Source organism: Flavonifractor sp. An9 (assembly GCF_002161245.1).
GTDB lineage: Bacteria > Bacillota > Clostridia > Oscillospirales > Oscillospiraceae > Flavonifractor > Flavonifractor avicola.
Genome location: NZ_NFHC01000007.1, coordinates 84,012 through 103,809 on the forward strand (window position 1 = coordinate 84,012; position 19,798 = coordinate 103,809).

A 19,798-nucleotide genomic window follows, 5' to 3' on the forward strand; every position below is an offset into this window, starting at 1 on the left:
TGATATAAAACTACCCGAAGAGGGACACCTCTACAGATTCCCCGGCCGGGATGCCCTCCCGGTCCCGGGGGACGCAGAAGAAGCCGTCCGCCCCGGCCAGGGTGGTAATGAGCCCCGACTTGCCCCAGATGGGCACGGCCCACATCCCGTCGGGCTTCTCCTCCAGAGTGACGCCGGTGTACTGGGCCCTGCCGTGGTTGGCGGGGACAGTCTGGGCCAGACGTGCCGACACCGTCCGCTCCGCCCAGGTCCGCCCCTCCAGCCGGGCCAGCAGGGGGATGAGAAAAAGCTTTGCGGTGAACAGGGCGGCCACCGGGTGGCCGGGCAGGCCCAGGATGGGCTTGCCCTCCGCCTTTCCCAGCAGGGTGGGCTTGCCCGGTTTCATGGCTACCCCGTGGCACAGCACCTCTCCCAGAGAGGCCATCACCCGGCAGGCGGCGTCCTTCTCCCCCACCGAGCTGCCTCCCGACAGCACCACGCAGTCACAGGTCTCCAGAGCCTTCTCCACCGCCTCTCTCAGCAGTTCCTCCCGGTCGGGGACAATGCCCAGGGGCACCGGCTCCGCCCCCGCCTGGGCCAGCAGAGCGGCCACCAGAGGGCCGTTTACGTCCCGCACCTGTCCGGGGCCGGGGTCCTGCTCCGGGGGCACCAGCTCGTCCCCGGTGGAGATGAGGCCCACCCGCAGTTTGGGGACCACCGGCACCTGAGTCACCCCCAGGGCCGCCAAAGCCCCTACGTCCTGTGGCTCCAGCCTGCGGCCCTTCCGCAGCACCAGGTCCCCCGGCTTCACGTCGTCCCCTTTAAAAATCAGGTTGGCCCCCGGGGGAACGCTTTTCACAATGCCAATCTCCCCGCCGCCGTAGTCCTCGGTGTGCTCCACCATCTGGACGGCGTCGGCGCCTTCCGGCAGGGCCCCACCGGTGGGGATGGCGCCGCATTGATAGGGGCCCACGGCAAAGGCGGGCTCCTTCCCCATCTCCACCGCCCCGGTGCAGGTGAGCAGGGCGGGGATGGACTCACTGCACCCGAAGGTGTCCGCCCCCCGCAGGGCGTAGCCGTCCACGGTGGAGCGGTCAAACCCGGGCACATATTCTTCAGCCAGAATATCCCGGGCCAGCACCCGGCCCAGGGCACGGTCCAGCTCCACGGTTTCCGGGGGCCGGTCCAGGGGGCCGAAGGTATTTGCAATCCGTGTCAAAAGTTCCTCAGGGGTCATGACGGTGAGCATGGTCCCCCTCCTTTCCCACCCCGAAAAAGTCCAGGGCAAAGGCTTGAAATTCCAACCCCACAGGGCTGAGATGTTTTTCCCGCTTGAAGCACAGCATCAGGGGCCGGGCAAACCGGCCGCTGGCCAGCCGGGCCAGGGCAATGCGGGAGTCTGCCCGGTAGGGGGCGGCGGCCCCCTCGGGCACAAAGCCCAGGGCCAGTCCGGCGGCCACCACCTGCCGGTGGCCCTCCCGGTCGTTGACCAGACAGCGGGTGGCCGGATGGAGATTGAGCCCGGCGCACAGGTAGTAGGGCTCCTCCAGCCAGTGGCCGGGGCTGCTGAGAAAGACCATGGGCTGGCCCTCCAGGGCCTTCAAATCCACCGGCTCCCGGCGGGCCAGAGGGTGGTGGGCAGGCAGGGCCAACAGGTAGCGCTCGCTGCCCAGGGGGTAGCCCCTAAACTTCTCATACCGGCTGTCGTCGGGACAGAGCAGCATATCGTATTTATTGATGTCGGGGACCTCCAGCTCCTCAATGCGGCAGTCCAGCTGGAACTCCACCCCTGGCCGGGCATCGGCAAAGGCGGCCAGACAGGCGGCCACCTTCTCCTCCCCGCCGCAGCACCCCACCGACAGCCGCTTCACCGGCCCGGCGGACAGCTCCCCCAGCTCCAGCAGGGTGTCGTCCAGGTCCCGGAGCATCGCCCGGGCGCTCTCCAGAAACCGGCGGCCCGGCTCATTGAGCAGGATACGCTTGCCCGAGCGGGTGAACAGCGGGGTGCCCAGCTCCTCCTCCAGCCGGGCGATGCTGCGGGACAGGGAGGGCTGGCTGAGGTGGAGGGCCTCCGCCGCCTTGGACAGGTTTTGCAGCTGGGCGGCGGTGACGAAATATCGGATCTGGGCGATCTGCAAGCTGCTCCCTCCTTATAGCCAAAAGGTATATGCCCTCAGGCCGGGAATCTCCGGCGTTCCCCGGTTTTCGCCCCGGTTTCTGTGGCAGAACGTACAGTTTAGCTGCCCTTATTATACGGCTCTTTATGCACAAAAGCAATATGAATTCCCAGTCCTTCCCTTTACTTCCCGCCCCCGTGCTCCTACACTAAAATCAGGAGTTCAAATTCTGTTTCAAAAGGAGGTGTGCCTCCGTTCCCGCCGGGAATGGGAGGAAAGGGATGAAACAACTCGTTGTCAAGCCGGAGAAATGCATCGGCTGCCGCACCTGCGAGCTGGTGTGCTCCTTCGGCCACTACCAGCAGTTCAACCCCCGCCTGGCCAACATCACCGTGCTGGAGTATGAGGCCGCCACCCTGGCGGTGCCGGTGGTGTGCCAGCAGTGCGAGGACGCCAGCTGCATGAAGGTGTGCCCGGTGAAGGCCATCCGCCGGGACGAAAACGGGGCCTGCGTCATCAACTACGACAAGTGCATCGGCTGCAAGATGTGCCGCAGCGCCTGTCCCCTGGGCAATATGTCCTATTCCACCATTGTAAAGAAGGTATTCAAGTGCGACCTGTGCGGCGGGGACCCCAAGTGCGTCAAGTACTGCCCCGGCGGGGCCCTGAGCTTTGAGGACCCGGACGCGCGGGACGTACGAAAAAAATTGACGGCGGACAAGATTGTGGCCGCCATGGGAACGGAGGGGTGAGCCATGGGAAACGGATATACCGGCACGATTTTACGCATTGATCTGGCGGCGGGGTCCATCCGCAGGGAGCCCCTGAACCAGAAGAACGCCCAGGAGTATGTGGGGGCCCGTGGTCTGGGCACCAAGTATTACTGCGACGAGTGCGACCCCAACTGCGACCCTCTGGGGCCGGACAACAAGCTGATCTTCATGACCGGCCCTCTGACGGGCACCTGCGCCACCTCCTCCGGCCGGTACAACGCGGTGGCCAAGTCCCCCCTGACCGGCACCATCGGGGCAGCCAACTCCGGCGGCCACTTCGGCCCCGAGCTGAAATACGCCGGGTACGACGGCATCATTTTTGAGAACATCTCGGAGAAGCCGGTGTACCTTTACATCAACGACGGCACGGTGGAGCTGCGGGACGCCTCCCACCTGTGGGGCAAGGACGTGTTCGAGACCACCGACCTGCTGCGGGAGGAGCTGGGGGACGAGTTCCGCATCGCCTGCATCGCCCCCGCCGGGGAGACCGGCTGCCTCTTCTCCGCCATCATGAACGACAAGCACCGGGCGGCGGGCCGGGGCGGTATGGGCACGGTGATGGGCTCCAAGAAGCTGAAGGCCATCGCCGTCCGGGGCACCGGCTCGGTGACGGTGGCCCGGCCCGAGGCCTTCTTCGAGGCCTGCGTGGACGCCCGGGCCAAGCTGAAGGCCCACCCGGTCACCGGAGCCGGCCTGTCGGCCTACGGCACCCAGATCCTGGTGAACATCGTCAACGCCACCGGCGGTCTGCCCCTGCGCAACGGCCGGGACGGCTCGGTGTATGATCTGGCCGACGACATCTCCGGCGAGACCCTGGCCGCCAAGTACCTGCTGCGGAACAAGGGCTGCTTCGGCTGCTCCATCGGCTGCGGCCGGGCGGTGGAGATCAAGGAGGGCCCCTTCGCCTCCAAGGGCGAGGGTCCCGAGTACGAGGCGGGCTGGTCCTTCGGCGCCGACTGCGGCATCAACGATCTGGCGGCGGTGTGCGACGCCAACTTCCTGTGCAATCAGTACGGCATCGACCCCATCACCATGGGAGCCACCGTGGCCTGTGCCATGGAGCTCTTTGAGCTGGGGGCCATCCCCGAGTCCGACATCGGCTTCCCCCTCCGCTTCGGCGACGCGGCGGCCATGGTGAAAGCGGTGGAGATGACCTGCAAGGGGGAGGGCTTCGGCAGGATCATGGGCCTGGGCTCCTACCGCATGGCGGAACAATACGGCCATCCCGAGCTGTCCATGTCGGTCAAGAAGCAGGAGATGCCCGCCTATGACGGCCGGGCCATCCAGGGCATCGGCCTGGAGTACGCCACCTCCAACCGGGGCGGCTGCCACGTCCGGGGCTACATGATCTCCCCCGAGGTGCTGGGCATCCCCATGAAGATGGACCCCCTGGTCACCGAGGGCAAGGCGGGTCTGCTGAAAACCTTCCAGGACCTCACCGCCCTGGTGGACGCCACCGGCATCTGCCTGTTCACCACCTTCGGCATCGGCCTGCCCGAGGTGGCCGCCCAGTACCGGGAAGCGGTGGGCAGCGACGAGAGCGACGAGGAGATCCTGCTGAAAGGTGAGCGGATCTGGAACCTGGAGAAGCAGTTCAACATTGCCGCCGGCGTGGAGAAGGACACCCTGCCCCCCCGGCTGCTGCGGGAGAAGCTGCCCGAGGGTCCGGCGGCGGGCAAGGTCAACGACCTGTACACCATGCTGGCGGAGTATTACGCCGCCCGTGGCTGGACGGCGGAGGGTATCCCCACCCCGGAGAAGCTGGCCTCCCTCAACCTGAAATAAGCCTATGACGGTGAAATTCTTTGCCTATCTGCGGGAAAAGGAGTTTGCCGGGACCAAGGAACTGGTCCTCTCCCCGCCCCCCACCGTGGGGGCGCTGGGGGAGGACCTGTCCCGGCGTTTTGGCCCCCGGTTCCGGGGGGAGTTCTTCTCCCCCGCCGGGGACGCACTGGGGGAAAAAATCATCGTGCTGGTCAACGGCCGCCGGGTGGAGTTCCTCTCCGGCCTGGACACCCCGCTGAAAGACAGCGACACGGTGCAGATCTTCCCGGTGGTGGCCGGGGGCTGAGCCCCCGCTCCCCCGCCAAACCCAAAAAAGGCGGTGAAACCCATATGGATATCCCCATGGAGGACATTCAGGCCATCTTACAGGCCTATCCCCCGGAGCAGCGGTTCAGCCTGGCCATGCTCCAGGATATGCAGCATAAATTCAACTACATCCCCCGGGAGGGCATGGAGGCCCTGGCGGCCTATCTGGGCTGTCCCCTGTCCTCCCTGTACGCCATGGCCACCTTCTACAAGGCCCTGAGCCTCAAGCCCAAGGGCAGGCACATCATCAAGCTGTGCGACGGCACCGCCTGCCACATCCGGGGCTCCACCACCCTGCTGGACGGGGTGCGGCGGCTGCTGAGCATCGACGCCGGGGAGACCTCGGAGGACGGGCTGTTCTCCCTGGAGCTGGTGAACTGCCTGGGCTCCTGCGCCCTGGCCCCGGTGATGGTGGTGGACGGCACCTACTACGGGCGGGTGACCCTGGAGAAGCTGCCCAAAATTCTGGACCAGTACCGGGAGGTGGAAGGCCATGAGTAAAACGGTATTGGTGTGCTGCGGCACCGGCTGCCTGGCCAACGGCAGCGCCAAGGTGGCGGAGGCCTTCCGCACTCTGCTGGCGGGCACCGGCCATCAGGTGGAGTGTTTCGTCAAGGAGACCGGCTGCCAGGGGTTCTGCGAAAACGGCCCCATGGTGCGGATACTCCCCGACGACATCACCTACTACAAAGTCAAGCCCGCCGACGCCGCCGAGATCGTGACCCAGACGGTGGAACAGGGTCAGCCTGTCACCCGGCTGCTGGCCAAAAACGACGCCGGCCAGCCGGTCACCCGCCGGGAGGACAATCCCTTCTTCGCCCCCCAGGTGAAGGTGGCCCTGCGGAACGTGGGCATCATCTCCCCCGCCAGCATTGAAGATTATGTCAACCGCGGCGGGTACAGCGCCCTGAAAAAGGCCCTTGCCATGACCCCCGATGAGATCATCACCCAGGTGGAGCTGTCCGGCCTCCGGGGCCGGGGGGGCGCCGGCTTCCCCACCGGCCGGAAGTGGCGCACCGCCGCCGGGTATGACAACTTCCCCAAGTATGTGGTGTGCAACGGCGACGAGGGCGACCCCGGCGCCTTCATGGACGGTTCCATTCTGGAGGGAGACCCCCACAGTGTGCTGGAGGGCATGGCCATCTGCGCCCTGGCTATCGGGGCGGAGACCGGCTTCCTCTACATCCGGGACGAGTACGCCCTGGCGGTGGCCCACATTAAGGAAGCCATCGCCAACGCCGAGGCGGCGGGCATTTTAGGTGATCACATCTTGGGATCTGACAAGAAATTAAAACTCTCCGTTGTCAGAGGCGGCGGCGCTTTCGTGTGCGGCGAGTCCACGGCGCTGATGGCGTCGGTGGCTGGCCGGGTGGGCGAACCCCGGGCCAAGTACATCCGCTCGGTGCAGCGGGGCCTGTGGGACCAGCCCACGGTCCTCAACAACGTGGAGACCTTCGCCAACATCCCGGTGATTCTGGACCGGGGCGGAGCGGAATTTGCCAAGCTGGGCACCGATGGGTCCAAGGGCACCAAGGTGTTCTCCATGGTGGGCAAGGTGAAGCGCACCGGCCTGGTGGAGGTGCCCATGGGGGCCACCCTCCGCCACCTGATCTTCGACATCGGCGGCGGCATCCAGGGGGATCGCCCCTTCAAGGCGGTGCAGACCGGCGGCCCCTCCGGCGGGTGCATTCCCGAGGAGCTGCTGGACCTGCCGGTGGACTTCGACACCCTGAAAAGCCACGGGGCCATGATGGGCTCCGGCGGCATGATCGTTATGGACGACCGCAGCTGCATGGTTGAGGTGGCCCGGTATTATGTAAAGTTCCTCTCGGAGGAATCCTGCGGCAAGTGTACCCCCTGCCGGGAGGGCTTGAGGCATATTCTGGCCATCCTCACCGACATCTGTCAGGGCAAGGGGCAGCTCAGCGACCTGGACCTGCTGGAGGAGCTGTGCCACACCCTGGCGGACAGCTCCCTGTGCGCCCTGGGCAAGTCGGCCCCCAACCCGGTGCTCACCACCCTGAAGTATTTCCGGCAGGAGTACGAGGCCCACATTCTGGAGCACCGCTGTCCGGCGGGAGTGTGTACCGCCCTCACCAGCTTTGCCATTGAGAAAGACAAGTGCGTGGGCTGCGGGGCCTGTAGCCGGGCCTGCCCCGCCGGGGCCATCTCCGGCGGCGTGAAGGAGCCCCATGTCATTGACCCCGCCCGGTGCATCGCCTGCGGCTCCTGCCGGGAGGCCTGCAAGTTCGGCGCGGTGGAGACGAAAGGCAAGGTGGCGGGATGATCATTACCATAGACGGAAAGCAGTGCAGCTGTGAGAAGGGGGAATTTCTCCTCCAGGTGGCCCGGCGCAACGGCATCTACATCCCCACCCTGTGCCACCACGAGGCCCTGCCCGGTCAGGGCTGCTGCCGGGTGTGCATTGTGGAGGTGGACGAGGGCAAGGGCCCCAAAATCGTGGTGTCCTGCGTCTACCCGGTGGAGCGGGAGTGTACCGTATCCACCGACAGCGACAAGATCCGCAGTCAGCGGGGGATGATTCTGTCCCTCCTCCGCAAGCGAGCCCCCGACAGTGAACTGATTGCCCAGATGTGTACCCACTACGGCGCGCCCCCGCTGGAGCGGCTCAAGCCGGTGGACAGCGGCAAGTGTATCCTGTGCGGGCTGTGTACCCGGGCCTGCGCCGAGCTGAGCGTGGGGGCCATCTCCACGGTCAACCGGGGGGTCACCAAGGAGGTGGCCACCCCCTACCACGACGAGAGCCCGGTGTGCGTGGGCTGCGGCTCCTGCGCCAGCGTGTGCCCCACCGACGCCATCCCTCTCACCGAGACGGCGGACACCCGCACCATCTGGGGCAAGACCTTTACCCTGGTGCGGTGCGCCCGGTGCGGCGCGGTCATCGGCACGGCGGAGGAACTGGCCCTGGCCGCCCAAAAGGCGGGCGAGGAGCCGGAGACGCTGTGTGAGCGCTGCCGGAAGGCCGCCCTGGCCCAGGTGCTGGCCCACACCTACGGAGACCAATAACAGCACAAAAAAGCCCGGCGCGTCGTATGACGCGCCGGGCTTTTTATGTTTGATGATCTTACCCCAGGTAGGCCAGGGGGTTGACGGCGGTGCCGTTGATCTGTATCTCAAAGTGGCAGTGGTTGCCGGTGGACCGGCCGGTGGAACCCACACGGGCGATGGGCTGGCCCTGGTACACCTTGTCGCCGGTGGAGACCAGCAGGCTGGAGCAGTGGGCGTACAGGGTGCGCACGCCGTTGCCGTGGTCGATGACCACATAGTTGCCGTAGCTCCAGTAGCTGCCGGTACCGGTACCCGACCACACCACGGTGCCGCCGTCGGCGGCCTTGATGGTGGTGCCGTAGGAGGTGGCGATGTCCAGACCGCTGTGGTAGCTGTAGGAGCCGAAGATGGAGCGGTAACCAAAGCTGGAGGTGATGTTGCCGTACACCGGCCAGATGTAAGTGCCGGTAGGCAGCCAGGAGGGCCGCACCTTGGTGCCCACCGCGATGACCTTGTTGGTGGCCTCACGGGTGACCTGGGTCTCCAGCACCGTGCGCTCCTGCTCCACGCCGTTGAGGTAGGACACATCGGCGGTGGCCACCTGCTCGCCGGGGGTACCGGCGTCCAGCACCTTGGACTCACCCTGGTACATGGAGTCATCCTCCACTTCCACCACAGGGCAGGCAATCTCCTCGGTGTAGGTCACGTGATCCACCGTCTTAACGGACAGGAAGGGGATCTCTTCCTTCACGTTGACGATCTGACCGATGTAAATGCGGCTGCTGTCCACACCGGGGTTGAGGGCCTCCAGCTCGGACAGGGTCATGCCGTTGGCCACGGCGATGTCCACAAAGGTATCGCCCTGCTGCACCTCATAGGTGGTCTGGCCGTTCTGATTGGCGGTGAGGGCGGCCACCATGGCGTCGGCATCCTGGTTGACGTCGGAGGCGGTGTACTCGTGGGTGATGTACACGCCGGAGGTAAACTCGGCGGAGATGGTGTTCTCATTGATATAGGGGGCCTTCACCTGGTCCAGAACGATATCCAGAGTCTCACGGTCCTGGGCGGCGCCGATAAACTGGCCGTTGACGGTGAGCACATAGTTCTTCATCACGTCGCCGATCTGATCGAAGAGATAGGTCTCAAACTCAGCGGCGGGGGTAATGTTCTCCTGCTCAACCAGGGCGAAGGAGTAGGTAATATCACCGTCCAGAGTGTAGTCATATCCCAGGATCTGCGTGGCCCGGGCCTCTACCCGATCCACCGCGTCCTCAAAGACCTGAGGAGAGGTGACGGTGCCCAGAGCCACGCCGTTCATCTCCACCACATAGGCGGGGGTGTAAACGGAGGTGACCACAGCGGCCACGCCCACAACGGCGGCCACAGCCAGGAAGTGGAACGGGCTGACAATGCGGCCGCCGCCGGCAGTGGCGGCGTCGGCCCAGTGCTGGAGCCGCTTGGCGCCAACGCGGATGGCGTCGCCGGCAGCCTGAGCCTTGGCCCGCAGCCGGGCGGTCAGGCGCTCAGCCTCCCGTTCCTGAGGAATATGAAGGATCTCGTCCATGGGGGGATTCCCCTCCTATATCGTGGAATATCAATGAGTCTGTATCCGGTCTGTATCCGATCGGTAACAGCCGGAAACGAAAAGGTTACAAATGGTTACAGTCGTAATGATACACGCATCTGATCCAAAAGTCAAGGCTTTCCGGGAAAAGCGAACAGTTTCTCTCCCTGTGGAGAAAGGAATTTTCACACCACGACATCTGGTGGACAGAATAAAAAAGGGACCGCCCCACCCCCAAGACCGGCTGTTTTGGCCCCGGTATCCTTTTTAATATTTCGTCACATCGCCGGAGAAAGCGGGTGGCCACAAAGGCCGCCCCTACGAATACGGTTATATAACAAAAACCGGAGCGCCCCTGAGAGCGCTCCGGTTTTTCATTAAGTAGTCAATTAGGCCAGAGCCGCGGTGATAATGGCCATGGAGTAGGCCCCACAGGCCAACGGCCTGCGGGGATCCCAATTTTGACATCTGCTCGGGGCAAATGAATTGCCCCGGCATCAAGGTTTTGTGCCAAGGACACAAAACACTTGGCGGCGCAGGCGCCGGTCCCGCCCCAGGCGGGACGGAGGTCTCCTCCATGGCCATAAAAAGACCGGAGCGCCCCTGAGAGCGCTCCGGTTTTTCATTAAGTAGTCAATTAGGCCAGAGCCGCGGTGATAATGGCCATGGAGTAGACCTCCTGGGCGTTGCAGCCGCGGGACAGGTCGTTGATGGGGGCATTCAGGCCCAGCAGCACGGGGCCGTAGGCGTCGAAGCCGCCCAGACGCTGGGCGATCTTGTAGCCGATGTTGCCGGCGTTGATGTTGGGGAAAATAAAGGTGTTGGCGTAGCCGGCCACAGGGGAGCCGGGGCACTTGAGCTGGCCCACCTTGGGGGACACGGCGGCGTCAAACTGGAGCTCGCCGTCCACGGCAAAGTCGGGATTGGTGGCCATCACCTTCTCGTAGGCGTGGCGCATCTTGTCCACGGTCTCGCCCTTGCCGGAGCCCTTGGTGGAGTAGCTCAGCATGGCCACCTTGGGGTCGATGCCGAAGGTACGGGCACAGTGGGCCACCTCGGTGGTGATCTCCACCAGCTCGTCCTCGGTGGGGTCGATGTTGATGGCGCAGTCGCCCATGGCCAGCACGGTGTTCTCGCCCACGCCCTCACGGACCAGGATGAAGCAGGAGGACACGATCTTGTTGCCGGGCTTGGTCTTGATCAGCTGCAGGGCGGGACGGACGGTGTCGGCGGTGGAGTAGGTGGCGCCGCCCAGCAGGCAGTCGGCCACGCCCATCTTCACCAGCATAGTGCCGAAGTAGTTGCCCTTCTTCAGAGCAGCGCGGCACTCGTCTGGAGTCATCTTGCCCTTACGCAGCTCCACCATGGCGTCCACCAGCTTATCCATCTCGGGATAGGTGGCGGGGTCAATGATCTCGGCGCCCCGGATGTTGTAGCCGGTCTCCTCAGCAGCGGCCTTGACCTCCTCCTCGTTGCCGATGAGCACAGGAGTCAGGAAGGTACCGGCCAGCAGACGGGCGCTGGCTTCCAGGATACGGGGGTCGGTGCCCTCGGTGAACACGATGCGCTTGGGGCTCTTCTTCAGAGTGTCAATCAGGGTCTGAAACATATGAATAGCCATGGGAATCTCCTCCAATTCAAAGTTCCGTACTTTTGCCAAATACTTGGCGGTATAGCTATTATACACCTGCTCTCAGGACAATCACAAGGACCAGTGCGAAAAAATATTGTGGAAAAATCCGCTTTACTTTTGGTATTTTTGCAATTATACTATACACACTGTTTTTTAGGAGAGGTGTGCTATGACTTCTGATTTTTCCCGCTGCCTGTCTCTGCTGCGGCAGGAGAAGGGCGCGTCTCAGCGGGCGGTGGCCAAGGACCTGGGCATCAGCCAGGCGCTGCTGTCCCACTATGAAAACGGCGTCCGGGAGCCCGGCCTGGCCTTCGTCATCAAGGCCTGCAACTACTACAACGTATCCGCCGACTTCCTGCTGGGCCGGACCCTGAGCCGGGACGGCACCACCATCGCCGCCGAGGAGCTGTACGACTACTCCACCGAGAAGGACAACGTGCTCCACGGCTCCATCCTGGCCACCCTGAACAAGAAGCTGCTGGTCAACTCCACCGGCGTGCTCTTCGACCTGCTGGGCAAGACCGGCAAGAAGGAGGCCATCAACGCCGCCGCCGACTATCTGGGCACCGCCATCTATAAGCTGTTCCGCCACCTCTACCGGGCGGACGGCACCCAGAACGAGGACTTTTTCTCCGTCCCCGCCCGGCAGTTCACCGCCGGGGTGCCCTTTGCCGACATGATCTGCGCCGAGGCCGACTACACCGAGGCCCTGGCCGCCCACGTCAAGGACAAGGGCAACTTCCCTCCCATGAACAACGACGCCCTGATGGAGAACTATCCCGGCCTGTACCAGTCCCTGCTCCAGATCATCCACAATACCGGCGAGCGCATCAACCGCCGGACGGCAGAGCGCCGGGAGAAGTAACAGACCTTCCCCCCACCCCATCACCAAAATCACATCATTACGGGAGGTATGACCTTGACCGACCAATCCAAAATCCGTAACTTTTCGATTATTGCCCATATTGATCATGGTAAGAGTACCCTGTCCGACCGGCTGATCGAGCAGTGCAACGCCGTCACCGCCCGGGAGATGGAGTCCCAGCTGCTGGACAACATGGATCTGGAGAAGGAGCGGGGCATCACCATCAAGGCCCGGGCCGTCAAGCTCAACTACGCCGCCGAGGACGGCAACACCTACGAGCTCAACCTCATCGACACCCCCGGCCATGTGGACTTCAACTACGAGGTGTCCCGGTCCCTGGCCGCCTGCGAGGGCGCCATTCTGGTGGTGGACGCCGCCCAAGGCATTGAGGCCCAGACCCTGGCCAACACCTACCTGGCCATGGAGCACGACCTGGAGATCCTGCCGGTGGTCAACAAGATCGACCTGCCCGCCGCCGACCCCCAGCGGGTAAAGGACGAGATCGAGAATATCATCGGCATCCCCGCTCAGGACGCCCCCGAGATCTCCGCCAAGGTGGGCATCAATATCCCCGCCGTGCTGGAGGACATCGTGAAGAACGTCCCCGCCCCCAAGGGGGACCCCAATGCCCCCCTGAAGGCCCTGATCTTTGACAGCCAGTACGACGCCTACCGGGGCGTCATCGTCTACTTCCGGGTGATGGAAGGCACCATTAAGACCGGCATGAACGTGAAGCTGATGGCCTCCGGCGCCACTTATCAGGTGCTGGAGTGCGGTCACCTGCTCCCCCTGGGCATGGAGAGCTGCAAGGAGCTCATCGCCGGCGAGGTGGGCTACTTCACCGCCTCCATCAAGAACGTGAAGGACACCCAGGTGGGCGACACCATCACCGGCGCCGATTCTCCCGCCAACCAGCCTCTGCCCGGCTACCGCCCCGCCCGGGCCATGGTGTACTGCGGCATCTACACCGAGGACGGCTCCAAGTACCCCGACCTGCGGGACGCCCTGGAGAAGCTCCAGCTCAACGACGCCTCCCTGTCCTTCGAGCCGGAATCCTCCGTGGCTCTGGGCTTCGGCTTCCGCTGCGGCTTTTTGGGGATGCTCCATATGGAGATCATCCAGGAGCGGCTGGAGCGGGAGTTTGACCTGGACCTGATTACCACCCTGCCCTCCGTCATTTACCGCATCACCAAGACCGACGGCAGCGTGGTCATGGTGGATAACCCCCACAACTACCCCGATCCCGCCGTCATTGAAATGGCGGAGGAGCCCTACGCCAAGGTATCCATCGTCTCTCCCCCCGACTATGTGGGCAACATCATGCCCATGTGCCAGGAGCGCCGGGGCGAGTACAAGGATATGCAGTATCTGGACACCAATCTGGTGGAGCTCCACTACTCCATGCCTCTGGGCGAGATCATCTACGATTTCTTCGACACCCTGAAGGCCCGCACCAAGGGCTACGCCTCTCTGGACTACGAAATGGACCGGTACGAGCCCTCCGAGCTGGTGAAGGTGGATATGCTCCTCAACGGCGACCAGGTGGACGCCCTCTCCTTCATCGCCCACAAGGACAAGGCCTATCCCCGTGCCCGGCGGCTGTGCGAGAAGCTGAAGGAGAACATCCCCCGTCAGCTCTTTGAGGTCCCGGTCCAGGCCGCCATCGGCGGCAAGGTCATTGCCCGGGAAACCGTGAAGGCCATGCGCAAGGACGTGCTGGCCAAGTGCTACGGCGGCGACATCACCCGTAAGAAGAAGCTGCTGGAAAAGCAGAAAGAGGGCAAGAAGAAGATGCGGAGCCTTGGTACGGTTCAGATTCCGACAGAGGCGTTCATGGCTGTGCTTAAGCTGGACGAGGAGTAAACGAAAAGCATCTTCTTGTTGCCCTCCGGGGCCCCGCAAGGCGGGGCGGCGCTGTGCGCCGTACAAGCGTTTTGGGGCAACGTCCCAAAACCTTGGCGCAGGCGGAATTCACTTCCGCCGAGCATATGAAATAAAATGGGGTCCCCACAAAGAGCAAACTCTTTGTGGGGCGGGCAAGAAGAAGATGCGGAGCCTTGGTACGGTTCAGATCCCGACAGAGGCGTTTATGGCCGTGCTTAAATTGGACGAAGAATAAGGCAAAAGACCTGCTGCATGATTGCAGCAGGTCTTTTTTGTATCCGCCTCCTCAGCTGAGGAACAGCTCCACATCCTCCACCGTCAGGCCGGTCTGGAGGGCCAGGTTGATGCCGAACCCCACCACCTTGGCCAGGTCGGTGACCCGGGCGTCGATGTCCCTGGGGGTGACCATCAGCCCCTCCCCCGCCCCCTGAAGGGCCTGGGGGTCCAGATGGGCCTGGCCCGCCTCAGCCAGCAAGTCGGCGGCCAGGGTGGCCCCGTCCACCACCGTGGGCACCCCCACGGCAATAACGGGCACCCCCAGGCTGGCCCGGTCCAGAGCCGCCCGGGCGTTGCCCACCCCGGAGCCGGGGGTGATGCCGGTATCGGCCAGCTGGACGGTGGTACACACCCGGCTCAGGCTGCGGGAGGCCAGGGCGTCCACCGCAATGACGCAGGAGGGGCGGATCTTCTCGGTCACCGCCCGCACCAGCTCCCCGCTCTCCACGCCGGTGGTGCCCAGCACTCCCGCCGCCAGAGCGGCCACCGGCCGGAAGGAGCCGAAGTGCTCCGGCACCTGCTCCACCAGATGGCGGGTGACCATGGTGTGGTCGGCGGCGGCGGGTCCGATGTTGTCCGGGGTGATAGCCCGGTTGCCCAGCCCCACCACCAGGGCAGGGGCCCCTTCCGGCAGCTTGAGCAGAGCGGACAGCTCCGCCGCCACCGCCCGGGCCGCCCGGCCGAAGGCGTCCTCCTCCCGGCGGACCAGAGCCGACAGGTCCACCGTCACGTAGGTGCCCACCGGCTTGCCGATGGCCTTTGCCCCCCGGTCGTCCAACACTTTGACTGTGGTCACCGGGTAGCCCTCCCGGGTGGATTCCTCCTGAGTCACGCCGGGCAGCTCCCCGGTATTGCCCCCCTCCCGCCACAGCTGGGCGGCCTCCAGCGCCAAATCCGTCCGTCTTTGTTCCATATACGTCCTCCTGTACACCCCAAGATATGGTGTTTTGTATGCTGCTTGCCTCTATTTTTTGCGGAGAGCGGCCCCATATACAAAAAAAGTGAAAAAACCTAAAAAAAACTGTTGCAATTTCTCTTGCTTCCTGCTAGAATGTAAAAATGCACAGGCAAACTATGTGTATTTACTATCGTCATCGGAGGAGGTGTTTGGTTTGCCGAATATTAAATCTGCCAAGAAGCGTGTCCTGGTGAACGAGACCAAGGCCATGCAGAACAAGGCCGCGAAGTCCGCTCTCAAGACCGACATCAAGAAGTTTGAGGCTGCGCTGGCTGAAGGCAACCGCAGCGAGGCCGAGGGCGCTTACAAGGTGGCCGTTAAGGCGGTCGACAAGGCCGTGGTTCATGGTCTGCTGCACCGGAACAACGCTGCGCACAAGAAGAGCGCCATGACCATCAAGCTGAACAAGCTGGCCTAATCTGTGGTCAACATGAAACCGCCTGCCATGCAGGCGGTTTTTTGCTGCCCAAACGGGACAGGCCGGTCTCTCCCCTTGCAATATCTTCCATTTTATGGTATATCTAAAAGGAACCTGTGTCCGGGAGGTGGGCCCATGCCCAAAGAGCTGCTGAAAAAGAAGCCGGTGAAATTTGTGCTGGAGATGGTGGACATTTATTTCTCCAAGCACATCTCCCGCTCGGCGGCGGAGCTGGCCTACTTTCTCATCCTGTCCTTTTTCCCGCTGCTCATCTGCATCAATGCATTTATCAGCCTGCTGCCGGTGGATCTGGAGGAGGTGCTGGCTGCCGCCTCCCCCCTGCTGCCCAGGGCGGCCCGGGATATTCTGATGGAGTATGTGGGCTATATCACCACCAATCAGTCTCCCGGCCTGCTCATTGCAGGGGTTTTCATGACGGTGTTCTTTGCTTCGGCGGCCTTCCGGGCCCTGATGAACATTATGGAGGAGATTTACGGCCGTAAGGGCTACCGGGGCCTGCGGCAGGTGATCGCCAGCGTGCTCTTTGCCCTGCTGCTGCTGGTCACCATCTTTCTCTCCCTGGTGGTGCTCCTCACCGGCGGCTGGCTCTTCCAGGCGGCGGAGCGGTTGCTCCATCTGGATACCAACTCCCTGCCCTGGGATTGGCAGTGGATGCGCTTTCTGCTCCTCTTTCTGCTGGTGTTTCTCTTTGTGATGCTGGTGTACCGGGTGGCCGCCCCCCAGGGCAAACCACGCCCGCCGGTAATGACCGGGGCCTTTCTGACCGCGGTGGTGCTCTCCGTCTTTTCCATCCTGTTTTCCTGGTTCATCGGCCTGTCCTCCCGGTACTCCCTGGTGTACGGGTCCCTGGCCTCCATCATTATCATGCTGGTGTGGCTCTACCTGTGCGGCAATATCCTCATCATCGGCAACATCTTCAACTGCGTGTGGTACAAGCACAAAAAGCTGAAGCTGCTGAAAGATCTGAAAAAAGAAGAGAAATAAAAAAGCACGCTGCTGTGCAGCGTGCTTTTTTCATTAGTTATTTTGTTTCCAAATCTCTGCTAATCCCAGGAAGGTCAGGTGAGGCTCCCAGGCGGTGGAGATGGAGAGCAGAGGGCGTACCAGAGTGCTGTTGCCGCCGGTGAGCACCACCGTCAGGGGACCCAGCTCCTCCTCCAGACGCCTGACAATGCCCTCGATGGCCCCGGCGGCCCCGTAGAGGGCGCCGTACTTCATGCAGGACACGGTGTCTGTCCCCAGCAGCCCCTCCGGCGTGGACAGGGTGATGGGGGGCAGCTGAGCGGCCCGGGCGGACAGGGCCTCCAGGGACAGGGCCAGGCCGGGCAGGATCATGCCGCCCCGGAAGAGGCCGCCCTTGTCCACCACCGACAGGGTGGTGGCGGTGCCCATGTCAAAAACGGCCACCGGAGGGGTATACCGGGCCAGAGCGGCCACGCAGTCCACCACCCGGTCCATGCCCAGGTTGGCGGTATCGTAGCCGCTGAGATCCAGTCCGGTATCGGTGGTTTTGTCCACCACCAGGACAGGCTTTCCGGTGATGGCGTTCAGCCCCTCCCCTACCGGGCCGGTAAGGGCGGGCACTACCGAGGAGAGAACGGCCCCTTGGGCCTCCACCCCCTCCAGCAGATCTTGGAGAGATGCGGTCCAGTCCAGAGCGGGGTCACTGGGCAGCTTTTTTACAAAGGCCACCCGATCCCCCCGCAGGCCGGCGATGGCAACGGTGGTGTTGCCGATGTCAACCGTCAGCAGCATCTCAGGCAGGCTGCTCCACAGCGGTGGAAGCCTTCTTCTCCAGCTTGAGAGCGCGCACCATGGGCACGCACACCGCGGGGGTGATGACGGCGGCCACAATGGCCTCAGGCACGCCGTTGGCGGCCACAATGCCCAGGATGAAGCCCAGCACCGCGTCGGCGGGGATGCCCTGGGCGGCGGCATAGGCCTCGGTGAAGATGACGCCGATGGAGCCCATGACCAGGGCGGTGTTGGTGAGCGCGCCCACAATACCGGCGATCACCATGCCAACCGTCTGGATACCGGCGTTGGACTTGCGGAAGAGGGTCTTAATGAGGGTGTACACCAGCCAGGGGGTGACGCCCACCAGGATACGGGGCACAAAGCAGATGAACAGGGCCCAGGGGCTGCCCCGGTCCAGGCCGGGCACGGGAATGAAGGGGGAAAACACAAAGGAGGAAAGACCGGGTACCAGCGTATTTTTGATCATGCTGGACAGACCGAACATTCCTCCCAGGAACGCGCCCTTCTTGGGCCCCAGCAGAATGGAACCGATGATGACCGGCACATGGAGAATGGTGGCCTTGATCACAGGCAGGTCGATAAGACCCAGGGGTGTAAAGGTGAGCAAAAAGATGATGCCGGTAAACATAGCCAGAATGGCCATACCCTGCACCTGCTTGCTCCGCTGAGACCGGGTGAGCGCTTTTTTCATATTCAATTACCTCCAGCTGCCGTTCCTCTTAAGAGGATACAGCGCATATTTTGGGTGACTGACCACCGATGGGCTGGGACCTGCCGTCTCCTGAGAGTACAGCGGTCCCCGACGGGGACAGCCGGAGCTATTATAGCGGTTTTATCCCCAAAATGCAATGGGAATGTGGAAAACTTACTTTGTGTCTGCTATAATTGAGGGACACATCACGGCGGCGGAAGGCCGTCCCTACAGATCATAAGGAGCTTCTTGCTATGCAGTTAAAAGGAAAAACCGTGCTGCTGGGGGTCACCGGCGGCATCGCCTGCTACAAATCCGCCAACCTGGCCTCCGCCCTGGTGAAGCAGGGGGCCAACGTCCAGGTGCTCATGACCAAAAATGCCACCGAGTTCATCGGTCCCCACACCTTTGAGTCCCTCACCGGCAACCGGGTGAGCGTGGACACCTTCGACCGCAACTATCAGTTCCAGGTGGAGCACATCGCTCTGGCCGACCAGGCCGATCTGGTGCTGGTGGCTCCCGCCACCGCCAACGTGCTGGCCAAGCTGGCCCACGGCCTGGCCGACGATATGCTGACCACCACTATTCTGGCCTGCAACTGCCCCAAGATCGCCGCCCCCGCCATGAACACCAAAATGTACGAGAACCCCGTCACCCAGGACAACCTGGACATTTTACGGAAATACGGCTGGGAGATCGTGGAGCCCGCCAGCGGCCGTCTGGCCTGCGGGGCCGTGGGCAAGGGCAAAATGCCCGAGCCGGAGGATCTGCTGGAGACCGTCCTCCACGCCCTGAGCCACGAGAAGGATATGTCCGGCCTGAAGGTGCTGGTCACCGCCGGTCCCACCCGGGAGGCTCTGGACCCGGTGCGCTATCTCACCAACCACTCCACCGGCAAGATGGGTTACGCCATCGCCAAAGCCGCCGCCGCCCGGGGCGCCCAGGTTACCCTGGTGTCCGGGCCGGTGAACCTGAAAAAGCCCCCCTACATGGAGGTGGTGGACATTGTGTCCGCCCAGGATATGTTTGACGCGGTGACCAGCCGTGCCCCCGACCAGGATATCATCATCAAGGCTGCCGCCGTGGCCGACTACCGCCCCGCCACCGTGGCGGAGGACAAGATCAAAAAGAGCGGCAACGATTCCGATCTATCCCTCCCCCTGGCCCGCACCAGCGACATCCTGGCCTGGCTGGGTGAGCACCGGGCGCCCGGCCAGTTCCTGTGCGGCTTCTCCATGGAAACGAGGGACATGGTGGCCAACTCCAAGAAGAAGCTGGAGAAAAAGCACATCGACCTCATTGCCGCCAACAACCTGAAGCAGGCGGGTGCAGGCTTCGGGGTGGACACCAACGTGCTCACCCTCATCGCCGCCGACGGGGCCAAGGAACTGCCCCTCATGAGCAAGGAGGAGGCCGCCCACGCCCTGCTGGACGAAATTATGGGCCGCCGGTGAGGATTCCCCCCTTTTTGCCTTGACGGTAGGGGGAAAAAATGATAGAATAGCCCGCGATAAGGCAGTGATCGGGAAGAGTACCCCCATGTTTCCGCACCAGAGAGGAGCCGGACGGTGCAAGGCTCCGGCGGAGGTGGAGGGAAGGCGCCCGTGAGCCGCGGGGAGGCAATGCCCCGCCGGTCCCCCGCCGTTACCGGGAACGAAGAGCGTACCAGCCAGGTACGAATTCAGGTGGAACCACGGACATTTTGTTCGCCCTGAGCCGAAAAACGGCTCAGGGCGTTATTTTTTGTTCTGAGCCAGACAA

General features: G+C 63.1%; 18 protein-coding genes and 1 other annotated feature. Of the genes, 11 read left to right on the top strand and 7 right to left on the bottom strand.

Annotated features, from left to right (window positions below):
* Window positions 1-10 precede the first annotated feature (10 nt).
* A complete protein-coding gene (glp, locus tag B5G40_RS06730) occupies window positions 11-1,228 on the bottom strand; it encodes a molybdopterin molybdotransferase MoeA (RefSeq protein ID WP_087399141.1) in 1,218 nt (405 codons plus the stop codon).
* Window positions 1,206-2,117, bottom strand: a complete 912-nt coding sequence (locus tag B5G40_RS06735; RefSeq protein WP_087399142.1) for a LysR family transcriptional regulator — start codon at window positions 2,115-2,117, stop codon at window positions 1,206-1,208. Before B5G40_RS06735 ends, glp begins: the two co-directional genes overlap by 23 nt.
* Before the next feature lie 260 nt (window positions 2,118-2,377).
* On the opposite strand from B5G40_RS06735, the gene B5G40_RS06740 reads away from it, so the two are divergent.
* Genes B5G40_RS06740 through B5G40_RS06765 form a run of 6 tightly spaced genes read left to right on the top strand, consistent with a single transcriptional unit; the run spans window position 2,378 to window position 7,987 of the window.
* Window positions 2,378-2,848, top strand: coding sequence for a 4Fe-4S dicluster domain-containing protein (locus B5G40_RS06740; protein WP_087187272.1), 471 nt, complete (start codon window positions 2,378-2,380; stop codon window positions 2,846-2,848).
* A gap of 3 nt (window positions 2,849-2,851) precedes the next feature.
* A complete protein-coding gene (locus B5G40_RS06745; RefSeq protein WP_087399143.1) occupies window positions 2,852-4,654 on the top strand; it encodes an aldehyde ferredoxin oxidoreductase family protein in 1,803 nt (600 codons plus the stop codon).
* A gap of 4 nt (window positions 4,655-4,658) precedes the next feature.
* The gene (locus tag B5G40_RS06750) at window positions 4,659-4,940 is read left to right on the top strand and encodes a MoaD/ThiS family protein (protein WP_087267620.1); all 282 of its coding nucleotides are present in this window, start codon (window positions 4,659-4,661) and stop codon (window positions 4,938-4,940) included.
* Window positions 4,941-4,996: 56 nt separating this feature from the next.
* The gene (locus B5G40_RS06755; protein ID WP_242959311.1) at window positions 4,997-5,461 is read left to right on the top strand and encodes a complex I 24 kDa subunit family protein; all 465 of its coding nucleotides are present in this window, start codon (window positions 4,997-4,999) and stop codon (window positions 5,459-5,461) included.
* Complete coding sequence (locus B5G40_RS06760) at window positions 5,454-7,247, top strand: NADH-ubiquinone oxidoreductase-F iron-sulfur binding region domain-containing protein (RefSeq protein WP_087399145.1); 1,794 nt, start codon at window positions 5,454-5,456, stop codon at window positions 7,245-7,247. The genes B5G40_RS06755 and B5G40_RS06760 overlap by 8 nt, the downstream gene beginning before the upstream one ends.
* Window positions 7,244-7,987, top strand: coding sequence for a 2Fe-2S iron-sulfur cluster-binding protein (locus B5G40_RS06765; protein ID WP_087399146.1), 744 nt, complete (start codon window positions 7,244-7,246; stop codon window positions 7,985-7,987). Before B5G40_RS06760 ends, B5G40_RS06765 begins: the two co-directional genes overlap by 4 nt.
* A gap of 58 nt (window positions 7,988-8,045) precedes the next feature.
* On the opposite strand, the gene B5G40_RS06770 is transcribed toward B5G40_RS06765, so the two are convergent.
* Both B5G40_RS06770 and pta read right to left on the bottom strand, forming a co-directional pair.
* Window positions 8,046-9,533, bottom strand: coding sequence for a peptidoglycan DD-metalloendopeptidase family protein (locus tag B5G40_RS06770; RefSeq protein WP_087399147.1), 1,488 nt, complete (start codon window positions 9,531-9,533; stop codon window positions 8,046-8,048).
* A gap of 637 nt (window positions 9,534-10,170) precedes the next feature.
* Complete coding sequence (gene pta / locus B5G40_RS06775) at window positions 10,171-11,154, bottom strand: phosphate acetyltransferase (protein WP_087399148.1); 984 nt, start codon at window positions 11,152-11,154, stop codon at window positions 10,171-10,173.
* 181 nt (window positions 11,155-11,335) lie between these two features.
* Here pta and B5G40_RS06780 point away from each other — a divergent pair, with 181 nt between their 5' ends.
* Together B5G40_RS06780 and lepA are read left to right on the top strand one after the other, a co-directional pair.
* On the top strand, window positions 11,336-12,031 hold the full coding sequence (locus B5G40_RS06780; RefSeq protein WP_087267636.1) for a helix-turn-helix domain-containing protein: 696 nt from the start codon (window positions 11,336-11,338) through the stop codon (window positions 12,029-12,031).
* Between the two features lie 48 nt (window positions 12,032-12,079).
* The gene (gene lepA, locus B5G40_RS06785) at window positions 12,080-13,894 is read left to right on the top strand and encodes a translation elongation factor 4 (protein ID WP_164496944.1); all 1,815 of its coding nucleotides are present in this window, start codon (window positions 12,080-12,082) and stop codon (window positions 13,892-13,894) included.
* 307 nt (window positions 13,895-14,201) lie between these two features.
* Here lepA and gpr read toward each other — a convergent pair whose 3' ends face one another.
* Window positions 14,202-15,104, bottom strand: coding sequence for a GPR endopeptidase (gene gpr, locus B5G40_RS06790; RefSeq protein ID WP_087399149.1), 903 nt, complete (start codon window positions 15,102-15,104; stop codon window positions 14,202-14,204).
* Between the two features lie 199 nt (window positions 15,105-15,303).
* Between gpr and rpsT the strand changes: the two genes are divergently transcribed.
* Complete coding sequence (gene rpsT, locus B5G40_RS06795; RefSeq protein WP_087187261.1) at window positions 15,304-15,567, top strand: 30S ribosomal protein S20; 264 nt, start codon at window positions 15,304-15,306, stop codon at window positions 15,565-15,567.
* A gap of 135 nt (window positions 15,568-15,702) precedes the next feature.
* The gene (locus B5G40_RS06800) at window positions 15,703-16,572 is read left to right on the top strand and encodes a YihY/virulence factor BrkB family protein (protein ID WP_087399150.1); all 870 of its coding nucleotides are present in this window, start codon (window positions 15,703-15,705) and stop codon (window positions 16,570-16,572) included.
* Between the two features lie 33 nt (window positions 16,573-16,605).
* Here the strand turns inward: B5G40_RS06800 and B5G40_RS06805 are convergent, their stop codons facing one another.
* The gene (locus tag B5G40_RS06805) at window positions 16,606-17,343 is read right to left on the bottom strand and encodes a type III pantothenate kinase (RefSeq protein ID WP_087399151.1); all 738 of its coding nucleotides are present in this window, start codon (window positions 17,341-17,343) and stop codon (window positions 16,606-16,608) included.
* Window position 17,344: 1 nt separating this feature from the next.
* A complete protein-coding gene (locus tag B5G40_RS06810) occupies window positions 17,345-18,037 on the bottom strand; it encodes an ECF transporter S component (protein WP_087399152.1) in 693 nt (230 codons plus the stop codon).
* Between the two features lie 254 nt (window positions 18,038-18,291).
* Between B5G40_RS06810 and coaBC the strand changes: the two genes are divergently transcribed.
* A complete protein-coding gene (gene coaBC, locus B5G40_RS06815; protein ID WP_087399153.1) occupies window positions 18,292-19,491 on the top strand; it encodes a bifunctional phosphopantothenoylcysteine decarboxylase/phosphopantothenate--cysteine ligase CoaBC in 1,200 nt (399 codons plus the stop codon).
* 55 nt (window positions 19,492-19,546) lie between these two features.
* Window positions 19,547-19,754: a binding site (T-box leader), on the top strand.
* The last annotated feature ends 44 nt before the right edge of the window (window positions 19,755-19,798 follow it).

What these genes read in the sequence shown, in the direction of transcription:
- glp (WP_087399141.1), bottom strand. Translation starts at nt 1,228, where the DNA reads ATGCTCACCGTCATGACCCCTGAGGAACTTTTGACACGGATTGCAAAT.
- B5G40_RS06740 (WP_087187272.1), top strand. Translation starts at nt 2,378, where the DNA reads ATGAAACAACTCGTTGTCAAGCCGGAGAAATGCATCGGCTGCCGCACC.
- B5G40_RS06745 (WP_087399143.1), top strand. Translation starts at nt 2,852, where the DNA reads ATGGGAAACGGATATACCGGCACGATTTTACGCATTGATCTGGCGGCG.
- B5G40_RS06750 (WP_087267620.1), top strand. Translation starts at nt 4,659, where the DNA reads ATGACGGTGAAATTCTTTGCCTATCTGCGGGAAAAGGAGTTTGCCGGG.
- B5G40_RS06755 (WP_242959311.1), top strand. Translation starts at nt 4,997, where the DNA reads ATGGAGGACATTCAGGCCATCTTACAGGCCTATCCCCCGGAGCAGCGG.
- B5G40_RS06760 (WP_087399145.1), top strand. Translation starts at nt 5,454, where the DNA reads ATGAGTAAAACGGTATTGGTGTGCTGCGGCACCGGCTGCCTGGCCAAC.
- B5G40_RS06765 (WP_087399146.1), top strand. Translation starts at nt 7,244, where the DNA reads ATGATCATTACCATAGACGGAAAGCAGTGCAGCTGTGAGAAGGGGGAA.
- B5G40_RS06770 (WP_087399147.1), bottom strand. Translation starts at nt 9,533, where the DNA reads ATGGACGAGATCCTTCATATTCCTCAGGAACGGGAGGCTGAGCGCCTG.
- pta (WP_087399148.1), bottom strand. Translation starts at nt 11,154, where the DNA reads ATGGCTATTCATATGTTTCAGACCCTGATTGACACTCTGAAGAAGAGC.
- B5G40_RS06780 (WP_087267636.1), top strand. Translation starts at nt 11,336, where the DNA reads ATGACTTCTGATTTTTCCCGCTGCCTGTCTCTGCTGCGGCAGGAGAAG.
- lepA (WP_164496944.1), top strand. Translation starts at nt 12,080, where the DNA reads ATGACCTTGACCGACCAATCCAAAATCCGTAACTTTTCGATTATTGCC.
- gpr (WP_087399149.1), bottom strand. Translation starts at nt 15,104, where the DNA reads ATGGAACAAAGACGGACGGATTTGGCGCTGGAGGCCGCCCAGCTGTGG.
- B5G40_RS06800 (WP_087399150.1), top strand. Translation starts at nt 15,703, where the DNA reads ATGCCCAAAGAGCTGCTGAAAAAGAAGCCGGTGAAATTTGTGCTGGAG.
- B5G40_RS06805 (WP_087399151.1), bottom strand. Translation starts at nt 17,343, where the DNA reads ATGCTGCTGACGGTTGACATCGGCAACACCACCGTTGCCATCGCCGGC.
- B5G40_RS06810 (WP_087399152.1), bottom strand. Translation starts at nt 18,037, where the DNA reads ATGAAAAAAGCGCTCACCCGGTCTCAGCGGAGCAAGCAGGTGCAGGGT.
- coaBC (WP_087399153.1), top strand. Translation starts at nt 18,292, where the DNA reads ATGCAGTTAAAAGGAAAAACCGTGCTGCTGGGGGTCACCGGCGGCATC.